Source organism: Streptomyces sp. NPDC096013, from assembly GCF_044763565.1.
Lineage (GTDB): Bacteria > Actinomycetota > Actinomycetes > Streptomycetales > Streptomycetaceae > Streptomyces.
The window spans coordinates 220,768-233,703 of the sequence record NZ_JBIWGK010000009.1 but is presented as its reverse complement, the minus strand read 5'-3'; the positions used below and the strand labels follow the sequence as shown (position 1 = coordinate 233,703).

At 66.8% G+C, this 12,936-nt stretch carries 10 protein-coding genes; 5 read left to right on the top strand and 5 right to left on the bottom strand.

Annotation, left to right across the window (positions count from 1 at the left end):
- Positions 1-688 precede the first annotated feature (688 nt).
- The 5 genes from ACIRB1_RS28855 to ACIRB1_RS28835 form a co-directional block, all read right to left on the bottom strand.
- Positions 689-1,735, bottom strand: coding sequence for an ABC transporter ATP-binding protein (locus ACIRB1_RS28855; protein WP_403467489.1), 1,047 nt, complete (start codon positions 1,733-1,735; stop codon positions 689-691).
- A 26-nt stretch (positions 1,736-1,761) separates the two neighbouring features.
- Complete coding sequence (locus ACIRB1_RS28850) at positions 1,762-2,802, bottom strand: ABC transporter ATP-binding protein (protein ID WP_352180781.1); 1,041 nt, start codon at positions 2,800-2,802, stop codon at positions 1,762-1,764.
- Positions 2,803-2,852: 50 nt separating this feature from the next.
- Positions 2,853-3,833 (bottom strand): ABC transporter permease subunit, encoded by a 981-nt coding sequence (locus tag ACIRB1_RS28845; protein ID WP_390919468.1) that lies wholly within the window; start codon positions 3,831-3,833, stop codon positions 2,853-2,855.
- A 103-nt stretch (positions 3,834-3,936) separates the two neighbouring features.
- On the bottom strand, positions 3,937-5,667 hold the full coding sequence (locus ACIRB1_RS28840; RefSeq protein WP_352180779.1) for an ABC transporter substrate-binding protein: 1,731 nt from the start codon (positions 5,665-5,667) through the stop codon (positions 3,937-3,939).
- Positions 5,668-5,760: 93 nt separating this feature from the next.
- A complete protein-coding gene (locus ACIRB1_RS28835) occupies positions 5,761-6,786 on the bottom strand; it encodes an ABC transporter permease (protein WP_328829289.1) in 1,026 nt (341 codons plus the stop codon).
- A gap of 449 nt (positions 6,787-7,235) precedes the next feature.
- Between ACIRB1_RS28835 and ACIRB1_RS28830 the strand changes: the two genes are divergently transcribed.
- From ACIRB1_RS28830 to ACIRB1_RS28810, 5 genes are read left to right on the top strand one after another with little or no spacing between them, the layout of a single operon-like run.
- The gene (locus tag ACIRB1_RS28830; RefSeq protein WP_352180778.1) at positions 7,236-8,870 is read left to right on the top strand and encodes an ABC transporter substrate-binding protein; all 1,635 of its coding nucleotides are present in this window, start codon (positions 7,236-7,238) and stop codon (positions 8,868-8,870) included.
- A 54-nt stretch (positions 8,871-8,924) separates the two neighbouring features.
- A complete protein-coding gene (locus ACIRB1_RS28825) occupies positions 8,925-9,848 on the top strand; it encodes an ABC transporter permease (RefSeq protein WP_352180777.1) in 924 nt (307 codons plus the stop codon).
- On the top strand, positions 9,841-10,821 hold the full coding sequence (locus ACIRB1_RS28820) for an ABC transporter permease (RefSeq protein WP_352180776.1): 981 nt from the start codon (positions 9,841-9,843) through the stop codon (positions 10,819-10,821). Before ACIRB1_RS28825 ends, ACIRB1_RS28820 begins: the two co-directional genes overlap by 8 nt.
- Before the next feature lie 8 nt (positions 10,822-10,829).
- Complete coding sequence (locus tag ACIRB1_RS28815) at positions 10,830-11,804, top strand: ABC transporter ATP-binding protein (RefSeq protein ID WP_266772177.1); 975 nt, start codon at positions 10,830-10,832, stop codon at positions 11,802-11,804.
- Positions 11,797-12,870, top strand: coding sequence for a dipeptide ABC transporter ATP-binding protein (locus tag ACIRB1_RS28810; protein ID WP_352180775.1), 1,074 nt, complete (start codon positions 11,797-11,799; stop codon positions 12,868-12,870). Before ACIRB1_RS28815 ends, ACIRB1_RS28810 begins: the two co-directional genes overlap by 8 nt.
- The last annotated feature ends 66 nt before the right edge of the window (positions 12,871-12,936 follow it).

Here is a 12,936-nt window from a genome sequence, read left to right as displayed (position 1 = left end):
CTCCGCCCTCCGCCCTCCGCCCTCCGCCCTCCGCCCTCCGCCCTCCGCCCTCCGCCCTCCGCCCTCCGCCCTCCGTCTTCTGTCTTCTGTCTTCTGTAGGCTGGGGTCTTTTCTAACCGGTCATCGCAACCGACAACGGTTAGATTTACCCACAGCCTCCAGTACCCACCCACCGACCGCTGCCCACTCAGGGCTGGCCGCTGAGCCGAGGTGGCGTGCTTGCGAGATGCGATTGCGCCCCCACCCACCGGGCGATAGCCGCTAAGCCGACCCGGCGTGCTGGCGAGGCGCGAGCGCGCATCCTGCACACCGCCCCACATCCCAGTACAGGCAAGGGCGTAGACACCTGGCCACCCATCCTTCCGGGCCGCTCGCTCGCTTCTGAAACGGGCTGGAGCGGACCTAGTCAAGGGTGGAGCGCAGCGGAATCGGCGTAGCCGACGCGCAGCGCAGCGGAGCGCCCTTTACTCGGGCCGTGGAAGCCCGACACTGGCCAAGAAGCGAGTGGCCCAACGTTCACGTATCCACGTCGTCCAGTCGGCCAACCCCGCCCCAACCCTCCTCATGACGAAGGCCCGCGCCTGGGTGGGCGCGGGCCTTCGTCCCCTGGAACCGGACGTTCATGGGCTCGGGTCAATGGGCCGGTGAAAGTCCGTTCCTGAAGGGGGCGGCTGACTAAAGGGGTGTGTCAGGCCGCCGCCTCGGGGTCCTTGGAGAGGCGGGGTGCCGGAACGGTGTCCGACGTCTCGGGGTAGTGGCACGCGGTGAGGTGGCCCGGCTTGTTGCCCTCGACCTGTACCAGCGGCGGAGCCTCCGTCGCGCACTTCTCGGTCGCCTTCCAGCAACGGGTCCGGAAACGGCAGCCCGTGGGCGGGTTGATCGGCGACGGTACGTCACCGACCAGCCGGATGCGCTCCCGGGCGGGCGTCTCGTCCACCGTGGCCTCGGGCACGGCGGACAACAGGGCCCGTGTATAGGGGTGGCGCGGGTTGCCGTACAGGTCGTCGCGGTCGGCGATCTCCACGATCTTGCCGAGGTACATTACCGCGACTCGCTGTGAGAAGTGCCGGACGATCGCCAGGTCGTGGGCGATGAAGACGAACGCGATGCCGAGTTCCCGCTGGACCTTCTGGAGCAGGTTCACCACCTGCGCCTGGATGGATACGTCCAGGGCGGAGACCGGCTCGTCGGCGACGATCAGCTTCGGTTCGAGAGCCAACGCGCGGGCGACACCGATGCGTTGGCGCTGGCCGCCGGAGAACTCGTGCGGGAAGCGGTTGTAGTGCTCGGGGTTGAGACCGACGATCTCCAGCAGCTCGCGGACGCGCGCCTCGCGGCCGCCGGCCGGGTTGATGTCGTTGATCTCCATCGGGCCGGACACGATCTTGCCGACCGTCTGCCGCGGGTTCAGCGAGGCGTACGGGTCCTGGAAGATCATCTGGATCTCGGACCGGATCGGCGCCAGCTGCTTGCGGTTGGCGTGGGTGATGTCCTGGCCGCGGTACTGGATCGTGCCGCCCGTCGGCTCCAGGAGCCGGGTGATCAGACGGCCCGTCGTCGACTTGCCGCAGCCGGACTCGCCGACCAGGCCCAGGCTCTCGCCCTCGCCGACCTGGAAGTCCAGCCCGTCGACGGCCTGGACGGCACCGATGGTGCGCCGGATCGGGAAGCCGCCCTTGATCGGGAAGTGTTTGGTCAGCCCGCTGACGTCCAGGAGGGGGTTCGCGTTGCTCATGATGGTGAAGTCCCGTTTCTAGTACGTCAGTTGTGCTGGGCTACGGCGAGAAGGTCGGCGAAGAGTTCCTGGCGCTGCGCCGTGGTGAGATGGCAGGCGGAACCCCGGCCGTCGACCACCTCCAGCACGGGCCGTTCGCTCGAGCACCGTCCGCCCTCGACCTTCTCCGCGAAGGTGCACCGCGGGTGGAAGCGGCAGCCGGTCGGCGGGTTGAGCAGGGAGGGCGGCGAGCCGGGGATCGGCGACAGCGGTACGTCGACCGGTCCTTCGAGGCTCGGCATGGAGCTGAGCAGTCCGAGCGTGTACGGGTGCTGCGGGTCCGTCAGGACTTCCTTCTTGGTGCCGCGCTCCACGCACCGGCCGCCGTACATCACGAGGACGTCGTCGGCGATGTCGGCGATGACGCCGAGGTCGTGCGTGATGAACACGATGGCCGTGCCGAACTCCTGCTGGAGGTCCTTCAACAGGTCCATGATCTGGGCCTGGACCGTCACGTCGAGGGCCGTCGTCGGCTCGTCGGCGATCAGCAGCTCGGGGTCGCAGACCAGCGCCATGGCGATCATCGCGCGCTGGCGCATACCGCCGGAGAAGAGGTGCGGGTAGTCGTCCACCCGGACCTCGGGCTGGGGGATCCCGACGCGCTTCAGCATCTCGATCGCGCGCTCTCGGGACTCCTTCTTGGAGGCGCCGGTGTGTTTGCGGTACACCTCGCCGATCTGCTTGCCGACCGTGTGGTACGGCGACAGGGAGGCCAGCGCGTCCTGGAAGATCATGGACATCTTGTTGCCGCGCAGCCGCTCCAGCTCCCGCTCGGTGGCGCTGAGCAGTTCCTTGCCGTCGAGCAGGATCTCGCCGTCGATCGCCGTACGGTCGCGGTCGTGGAGGCCCAGGATCGCCAGGTTGGTGACGGACTTGCCGGAGCCCGACTCACCGACGATGCCGAGCGTCTTGCCCTTGACGAGGTCGAAGGACAGCCCGTCGACGGCCTTGACGATGCCGTCCTCGGTGGAGAAATGGACCTTCAGATCCCTGACGGAGAGGAAGGGCTGCTGATCGGTGCTCGTCACGGGGACGCTCCTGGGGGGTGATGCGGGGGGTAGGGGGCAACGGGCGGAGGTCAGGCGAGCCGGATCCGCGGGTCGATGAAGGCGTAGGCGGCGTCGACGATGATGTTGAAGAACACGATCGCGGCGGCCGCCAGGACGGTGACCCCGAGCAGCATCGGCAGGTCGCTCTGGTTGACGGAGGTCACCGCGAGCCGGCCGATGCCCTGGAGGCTGAAGACCTGCTCGGTGATGATCGCGCCGCCGATCAGGGTGCCGAGGTCGATGCCGAACACCGTGACGATCGGGCCCATGGCGCCGCGCCAGGCGAAGCGGAGGAACACGTTCGCACGCGAGAGGCCCTTGGCTCGGGCGGTGCGGACGTAGTCCTCGCTGAGCTGCTCGACGAGCTGGGAGCGGGCCATGCGGGTGTAGTTGGCGGTGAAGATGATCGACAGCACGATCCACGGCAGGAGCAGGCCGGAGAACCACGAGACGGGGTTCTCGGTCAGCGGCGTGTAGGACGGCTGGTCGAGGATGCCGGCCTTGAAGACCAGGAAGTACAGCGCCAGGTAGCCGATGAAGTAGATCTGGAGCGAGGAGCCGAGCAGCGACGCCGAGGTCGCGAACTTGTCCAGGAACTTGCCCTGCTTCAGCGCGGCGATCATGCCGGTGCCGACGCCGAAGGTCAGGAAGATGACGGCCGAGCCGAAGGCCAGCGACAGGGTCAGCGGCAGCCGGTCCATGATCGTGGCGAAGACGGGCTCGTTGTTGGCGAAGGAGTAGCCGAGGCAGGGAGCGTTGCAGTGCCCGAAGCCGCTGTAGTCACGCCCGACGAAGATGGCCTTCAGCCAGTCCCAGTACTGGACCGGGATCGGGTGGTCGATGCCCAGGTTGTGCCGGATCTGCGCGAGCGAGGCCGGCGTGCAGTTCTTGCCGCAGGACATCATGGCCGGGTCACGCGGGACGGCGTAGAAGAGCCAGAAAGTGATGGCGCTGATGATCAGCAGAATGACCAGCGCGCCGATCGTACGGCGGACAAGGAAGCGGAACATGGGGTCAGGACTCTCCGGGCGAGGCGCCGTTGCCGGGGCGTGAGGGGTGTGGGGCCGGTGGGGGCGGCCCCGTGACGGGGCCGCCCCTGGTGCCGGGGGGCGCCTACGCCTTGGCGTAGAGCTTCGTGAGCGCGATGCAGGTGTTGGCGGCGTCGTAGACCACGTTGCCGACCTTGGTGCCGTGCATCCAGTTGCGGATGGAGTGGTAGTCGGGGACGCAGGCGGCGAGCTCCATGACCTGCTTGTCGATGGCGCCCCAGGCCTTGTTGGCGGCGTCCCCGTCGGTGATGAGGGACGCGGCCGCGATGGCCTTGTCGACGCTCGCGTTCTTCAGCTGCGAGTAGTTGCTGCGGCCGTCGCCGATGTTCTTGCCGTCCCAGCAGGGGTAGAACACCGAGTAGCCGCCCGGCCAGTCGGGGCTCCAGCCGGCCGCGAACAGGTCGTACTGGTTGTCGATCTTGCCGATCTGGGTGTAGAAGGTCGACTTGTCGATCTGCTTGTTGACGACCGTGAAGCCGGCGGCCTCCAGCGCGTTCTTGATCGCGACGGCCTGCTTCACCGCGTTGTCCGACGTCTGGTAGGCGATGACCAGCTTCTGGCCGAGCTTGCCGGCCTCCTTCAGGAGGGCCTTGGCCTTGACCGGGTCGCCACCGGGCTTCTTGGTCTTGCCGTACAGGTCGAACTCCGTGTAGCCGGGCGTCACCGGGCTGAAGATCGTGGTCGCGATCTCGCTGGTGGAGGCACCGCCGCGGATGGTCTGGAGCTGCTGGAGCGGCCAGGCGTAGTTGATGGCCTGGCGGACCTTGACGTCCGTGATCCGGGTGGTGTTGATCGGCCAGTAGTAGGTCACCGCGTCGACCGCGGTGAGGACCTGGGCCTTGAGCTTCGCGTTGGTGAGGACCTGCTGGGTCCGCTCGGCGGCGACCTCGTTGAAGATCGACATCGTGTACTGGTCGTTGCCCTTGTCCGCGATGTAGCGGTCGGTCGACGTCAGCGTCTCGAAGCCGAACTGGAAGACGAACTTGTCCGGGTAGGCGTTGCGGATCGGGTCCGTCGCCGGGTCCCAGTGCGTGTTGCGCGAGTACGTCAGGGACTTGCCTATGCTGCGGGCCTCGATCTTGTACGGGCCACAGGAGAACGGCTTCTTGTCGTACTTCTCCTTGGTGTCCTTCGACTTCTTCACCAGGGAGTAACCACGCATGGCGAGCGTGAAGTTGAAGTCACCGCGGGCCTCGTTGAGGCGGAAGGTGACGGTCTTGCCGCTGATCTCGATGGAGTCGAGGTTCTTGCCCTCGTAGGGGCCCGTGTACTTGTCGCCGCCGGCCAGGAACTGCTGGACGTAGCGGGGGCCCTCGGTGATGAAGGAGGCGAAGAGACGCTCGAAGGTGTGGCGGACGTCGTCCATGGAGAGGTCGGAGCCGTCCTCCCACTTGATGCCGTCCTTGATGGTGAACGACCAGGTCTTGCCGCCGTCCTTCATGGTGCCGGCGTCCGTGGCGATGTCGCCGACGAGGGTCTGGGCCCCCTTCGCGTCCATCTTGTAGCCGGTCAGGCCACGCATGATCGGGACGGTGATGGCGCCCTCGGTGGAGACGTAGATCTGCGCCGGGTCCAGGTGGTCCATGTCGAACTGGTCGAGCCCGTAGATGGTCCCGCCCTTGACCGCGCCGGGGACCTCCGGGGCGGGGCCGGTCGAGTCGGCCTTGGTGCCGACCTCGATCTTGGCGGCCTTGGCCTTGCTGACCGAGGGGACCTTGTTGTTCGAGGACGAGCTGCCGCCGCCACAGGCGGTCAGCACGGAGCTCGACGCGGCCACCACGCCGGTCGCGATCATGAAGTTTCTACGGGAAAAAGACACAGTAGCCCTGCCTTACGGGTGGGACGGACCAGCCGGACGACGTTGACCGGACCGGAGATGAGAGAGGTGTCAGCGCTTGGACTTCGGGTCGAGCGCGTCGCGCGCCGAGTCGCCGAGCAGGTTGAACGCCAGGACGAAGATCACCATGGAGAGGCCCGGGAAGAGCATGAAGGTGAAGTCCTGGGTGTAGAACTGGGCGCCCCGCTGGATCATGACGCCCCAGTCGGGGGTCGGGTCGATCATGCCGACACCGAGAAAGGCGAAGCCCGCCTCAGCGGTCACATAGGCCGGGAGCATGAGCGTGGACTGGATGAGGATCGGGGTCCACAGGTTCGGCAGCAGTTCCTTGAAGACGATGCGCGCCGGTGACGCCCCGGTCACCTTGGCGGCCTCGACGAACTCCCGCTCGCGCAGGCCGAGTACCTGGCCGCGCAGCAGTCGGGCGATGGACGCCCAGCCGAAGAACGAGAGCATGATGATCAGCGCGGTGGCCCGCAGCCAGGTCGGGATGTTGTCGTCGGCGGCGACGAACAGGCCGAACACCACCGGCATGAAGGCGATGATGAACAGCGTCGAGGGGATCGACAGCACGATGTCGACGATCCGGCCGACGATGTAGTCCGTCTTGCCGCCGAGGTAGCCCGCGGTCACGCCGATCACGACGCCGACGGCGGTGGTGATCAGGGTGGCGGCCAGGGCGATGCCGAGCGAGGTCCGGATGCCGTAGATCAGGAACGTGAAGACGTCGCGCCCCAGCTGCGGTTCGATGCCGAACCAGAACTGTGAGCTCATGCCGCCGTTCGCGCCCGCCGGGTACGAGAAGGCGTCGAGCAGGCTCGGGTCCTGGCTCGCGTACGTCGTGTACGGATCCTTGCCGTACAGCTTCGATATCAGCGGTGCGGCGATCGCGACCACGAAGAAGAAGATCACGATGATCGCCGATATGACGCCCGTACGGTCCCGTTTGAAACGGCGCCACGCGAGCTGACCCGGGGACCGGCTCTCGTTGGCCTTCGAGGCGGGAGAAGTGATCGACTTCTCGAGGCTCTCGTCGGTCACTTCGAGCGGGACCGCGGATGAGGTTGGGGGGATCATGCTGCTCCTGGCCCAAGGGGGTCTGAATGAGACTCCGCAGGGCACTCCCCTACGGGCTACGCCGGACTTTTTCAACGCAATTCATGCAAGGTCAATAAAATCTGGGCCGACTTGGGTTTCTCTTTACCTTCTTTGCCTAATCATGACCAGTCCGTAGCTACGCGGGTAGCGTGCCGTGATCGATCCGTGCTTTATATCGGGCCAACTACGCCAATCGGGCAATGAGTTCGTTATGCGGACGCCTCTGTATCGGAATGCGTACACCGGGGCGTCACAATCCAACGGTTCCGCATCGCTTCGCGGTGATCCATTGTGCTCCTCCCGGGAGATCGACTGAACGGGCCCCCCGGGTAGCTCGAACGGGTGGGCCCGCAGGCGATATGTGCCTGATGAGCCGATATTTGCCGGTAATGGATCGGCATGGTTCGGCTTTCCTGAGGAGGCACTCGATGCGTGGAGCCACGCACGCCAAATGGGCCGCTTGCGCGGCGGCGGTAGCCCTTGCGGCGACCGCCTGTGGGGGCGGCGGGAGCAGCGGCGGCGGCGGTGGCGGCGGCAGCGCGGTGCTCAGCGCCTCCTGGGGAGACCCGCAGAACCCGCTGGAGCCGGCCAACACCAACGAGGTGCAGGGCGGCAAGGTCCTCGACATGGTCTTCCGCGGTCTGAAGCGGTACGACCCGAAGAGCGGCAAGGCCGAGGACATGCTGGCCGACAAGATCGAGACCACGGACTCGCAGAACTTCACGGTCACCGTGAAGAGCGGCTGGAAGTTCAGCAACGGCGAGGCGGTCACCGCGAAGTCGTTCGTCGACGCCTGGAACTACGGCGCCAGCCTGAAGAACAACCAGAAGAACGCGTACTTCTTCGGGTACATCGAGGGCTACGACAAGGTCCACCCCGACAGCGGCTCGCAGTCCGCCGACACGCTCTCCGGGCTGAAGGTGACCGGCACGAACACCTTCACCATCAAGCTCACCCAGAAGTTCTCGACCTTCCCGGACACCCTGGGCTACGCGGCCTACTCGCCGCTGCCGTCGACGTTCTTCTCGGACCATGCGGGCTGGCTGAAGAAGCCGGTCGGCAACGGGCCGTACACCATCTCGTCGTACACCAAGGGCTCGCAGATGCAGCTCAAGAAGTGGGACGGGTACACCGGTTCGGACAAGGCGCAGAACGGTGGGGTGACCCTCAAGGTCTACACCGACAACAACACCGCCTACACCGACCTGATGGCCGGCAACCTCGACCTCGTCGACGACATCCCGGCCTCGCAGCTCAAGAACGTCAAGAGCGACCTCGGCGGCCGGTACATCAACACACCCGCCGGGATCATCCAGACGCTCGCGTTCCCGTACTACGACAAGAACTGGAACAAGAGCGGCTCGGACAAGGTCCGCCAGGGGCTGTCCATGGCGATCAACCGGGACCAGATCACCAACACGATCTTCCAGAAGACCCGCACCCCGGCCACCGACTGGACCTCACCGGTGCTCGGCACCGCGGGCGGCTTCCAGGACGGGCTGTGCGGGGACGCCTGCAAGTACAACCCGACCGAGGCGAAGAAGCTGGTCCAGGAGGGCGGCGGGATTCCCGGCGGCCAGGTCAAGATCACGTACAACGCGGACACGGGCTCGCACAAGGAGTGGGTGGACGCCGTGTGCAACTCCATCAACAACGCGCTCGGCAACGACAAGGCGTGCGTCGGCAACCCCGTCGGCACCTTCGCGGACTTCCGCAACCAGATCGGCCAGCACAAGATGACCGGGCCGTTCCGGGCCGGCTGGCAGATGGACTACCCGCTCATCCAGAACTTCCTCCAGCCGCTGTACTACACCAACGCTTCCTCCAACGACGGCCAGTGGTCCAACAAGGACTTCGACAAGCTCGTCAACCAGGCCAACGCGGAGGCGGACACCGGCAAGGCGATCAAGCTCTTCCAGCAGGCCGAGGGCGTCGTCCGGGACAACATGGCGGCCATCCCGCTCTGGTACCAGAACGGCAGCGCGGGCTACTCCGACCGGCTCTCCAATGTGGCGCTCAACCCGTTCAGCGTCCCCGTCTACAACGAGATCAAGGTCAGCTGAGCCGACGACAGGGGCGGTCTCGCACGAGGCCGCCCCACGATCCCCGGAGCCCCCATGGGACGGTACGTAATCCGGCGTCTGCTGCAGATGATCCCGGTCTTCATCGGCGCCACACTGTTGATCTTCCTGATGGTGAACGTGATGGGCGACCCCATCGCGGGCCTGTGCGGCGAGCGGCAGTGCGACCCTGCGACCGCCGCCCAGCTCAAGCGGGATTTCGGCCTCGACAAGCCCGTGTGGCAGCAGTACCTGACCTACATGGGGAACGTCTTCACCGGTGACTTCGGTACGGCGTTCAACGGCCAGAAGGTCACCGAGCTGATGGCGACCGCGTTCCCGGTCACCATCCGGCTGACCCTCGTGGCGATCGCCATCGAGATCGTCGTCGGCATCGCGCTCGGTGTGGTCACCGGCCTCAAGCGCGGCCGCCCGATCGACACCACCGTGCTCCTGCTCACCCTGGTCGTCATCTCCATCCCGACCTTCGTCACCGGTCTGCTGCTGCAACTGCTGCTCGGCGTCGAATGGGGCTGGATCAAACCGTCCGTCTCCCCGGAGGCGACCTTCGGCGAACTGATCGTCCCCGGGCTGGTGCTGGCCTCGGTCTCGCTCGCCTACGTGACCCGGCTGACCCGGACGTCCATCGCGGAGAACAGACGCTCCGACTACGTCCGTACGGCCGTCGCCAAGGGCCTGCCCCGGCGCCGGGTGATCGTCCGGCACCTGCTGCGCAACTCCCTCATCCCGGTGGTCACCTTCATCGGCACCGACATCGGCGCCCTGATGGGCGGCGCGATCGTCACCGAGCGGATCTTCAACATCCACGGGGTCGGCTACCAGCTCTACCAGGGGATCGTGCGGCAGAACACCCAGACCGTGGTCGGCTTCGTGACCGTCCTCGTCCTGGTGTTCCTGGTCGCCAACCTTCTCGTCGACCTCCTCTACGCCGTACTCGACCCGAGGATCCGCTATGCCTGAGCAGCCGTTCGAACCGGAGCGCGCCATCGCCGGCACCGGCATGGGCGGACCGATGGACCTCGCGACGAGCGAGGCGGAGACCCTCGAGAAGACACCCGGAGGCCCCGAAGGCACGGGCCCGGCGGGCAAACCCCGCTCCCTCTGGTCGGACGCCTGGCGCGACCTGCGCCGCAACCCCGTCTTCATCATCTCCGCGCTCGTCATCCTCTTCCTGGTCGTCATCTCCCTCTGGCCCTCGCTGATCGCCTCGGGCAACCCCCTCAAGTGCGACCTCGCCAAGGCCCAGGAGGGCTCCCAGCCGGGCCACCCCTTCGGCTACGACGGCCAGGGCTGCGACGTCTACACGCGCACGGTCTACGGCACCCGTACGTCCGTCACGGTCGGCGTCCTCGCCACGCTGGGGGTGGCGGTCTTCGGGTCCGTGCTCGGCGGGCTCGCCGGGTTCTTCGGCGGGGTGTGGGACTCGATCCTGTCCCGGGTCACCGACATCTTCTTCGCGATCCCCGTCGTCCTCGGCGGTCTGGTGCTGCTGTCCGTGGTGACCAGCAACACGGTCTGGCCGGTCATCGGGTTCATGGTGCTGCTCGGCTGGCCGCAGATCTCCCGCATCGCCCGCGGCTCGGTCATCACCGCCAAGCAGAACGACTACGTCCAGGCCGCGCGGGCGCTCGGCGCCTCCAACTCCCGCCTGCTGCTGCGGCACATCACCCCGAACGCGATCGCCCCGGTGATCGTCGTCGCCACCATCGCGCTCGGCACCTACATCTCGCTGGAGGCGACCCTGTCGTACCTCGGCGTGGGCCTGAAGCCGCCCACGGTCAGCTGGGGCATCGACATCTCGGCCGCCTCCCAGTACATCCGCAACGCCCCGCACATGCTGCTCTGGCCCGCCGGAGCCCTGGCGATCACGGTCCTCGCGTTCATCATGCTCGGCGACGCGGTGCGCGACGCCCTCGACCCGAAGCTGAGGTGACCGGCGTCATGCTGCTCGAAGTGCGGGACCTGCACGTGGAGTTCAGGACCAGGGACGGGGTCGCCAAGGCCGTCAACGGTGTCAACTACAGCGTGGACGAGGGGGAGACCCTCGCCGTGCTGGGGGAGTCGGGGTCCGGGAAGTCCGTGACCGCACAGGCCGTCATGGGAATCCTCGACACCCCGCCGGGGAAGATCACCGGCGGGGAGATCCTCTTCCGGGGCAAGGACCTGCTGAAGTTCAAGGAGGAGGAACGGCGCAAGGTCCGCGGTGCCGAGATGGCGATGATCTTCCAGGACGCGCTGTCCTCGCTCAACCCCGTGCTCTCCGTGGGCGACCAGCTCGGCGAGATGTTCATCGTGCACCGGGGGATGTCCCGGAAGGACGCGCGGACCAAGGCCGTCGAGCTGATGGACCGGGTGCGCATCCCGGGTGCCGCGCAGCGCGTCCGGGACTATCCGCACCAGTTCTCCGGCGGTATGCGCCAGCGCATCATGATCGCCATGGCGCTCGCCCTGGAGCCGGCGCTCATCATCGCCGACGAACCCACCACCGCCCTCGACGTCACCGTGCAGGCCCAGGTCATGGACCTGCTGGCCGAGTTGCAGCGCGAGCTGCACATGGGGCTCATCCTCATCACCCACGACCTCGGGGTCGTCGCCGACGTCGCCGACAAGATCGCCGTGATGTACGCGGGCCGGATCGTCGAGTCGGCCCCCGTCCACGACATCTACAAGGCGCCCGCCCACCCGTACACCAAGGGCCTGCTGGACTCGATCCCGCGCCTGGACCAGAAGGGCCAGGAGCTCTACGCGATCAAGGGCCTGCCGCCGAACCTGATGCACATCCCGCCCGGCTGCGCCTTCAACCCGCGCTGCCCGATGGCCCAGGACGTGTGCCGGACCGACGAACCCGAGCTGTACGAGGTGGATCAACACCGGGGCAGCGCCTGCCACTTCTGGAGGGAGTGCCTCAATGGCTGAGCCGATCCTGGAGGTCGAGGGGCTCGTCAAGCACTACCCCCTGACCCAGGGCATCCTCTTCAAGAAGCAGGTCGGTGCCGTCAAGGCCGTCGACGGCGTGGACTTCACGCTCGGCAGGGGCGAGACCCTCGGCATCGTCGGGGAGTCCGGCTGCGGCAAGTCGACCGTCGCCAAGATGCTGGTCAACCTCGAACGGCCGACCGAGGGGTCGATCAAGTTCAAGGGCGAGGACATCAGCCGGATGTCGGGCAAGGCACTGAAGACCGCGCGCCGCAACATCCAGATGGTGTTCCAGGACCCGTACACCTCCCTGAACCCCCGCATGACGGTGGGCGACATCATCGGGGAGCCGTACGAGATCCACCCGGAGGTGGCCCCAAAGGGCGACCGGCGCAAGAGAGTTCAGGATCTGCTGGACGTGGTCGGGCTCAACCCCGAGTACATCAACCGGTATCCGCACCAGTTCTCCGGCGGCCAGCGCCAACGCATCGGCATCGCCCGGGGGCTGGCGCTGCGCCCCGAGGTCATCGTCGCCGACGAACCCGTCTCCGCGCTCGACGTCTCCGTCCAGGCGCAGGTGATCAACCTCCTCGACCGCCTCCAGGACGAGTTCGATCTCTCCTACATCTTCATCGCGCACGACCTGTCGATCGTCCGGCACATCTCGGACCGGGTCGGGGTCATGTACCTCGGCCGGATCGTGGAGATCGGCAGGGACGCCGAGATCTACGACCACCCGACCCACCCGTACACCCAGGCGCTGCTGTCCGCCGTGCCCGTGCCCGACCCGGACGCGCGGGAGCACCGGGAGCGGATCATCCTGTCGGGTGACGTGCCGTCGCCGACGAAGATCCCCTCCGGATGCCGGTTCCGGACCCGGTGCTGGAAGGCTCAGGAGCGCTGCTCGCTGGAGGTGCCGCTGCTCGCGGTGCCGGCCGAGTTCCGGCTCGTGAGCGGGCCCGCGGCGCACGACTCGGCCTGTCACTTCGCGGAGGAGAAGACGGTCGTACCGCAGGACGTGCCGCCCGCGGAAGCCGCGGACGATCTTGATCAGGGGGCGGAATAACCGCACAAACAGGCATCAACCGCGTTAACACGCAGGCAACTCGGCCGACCCGGTCTCGATATACGG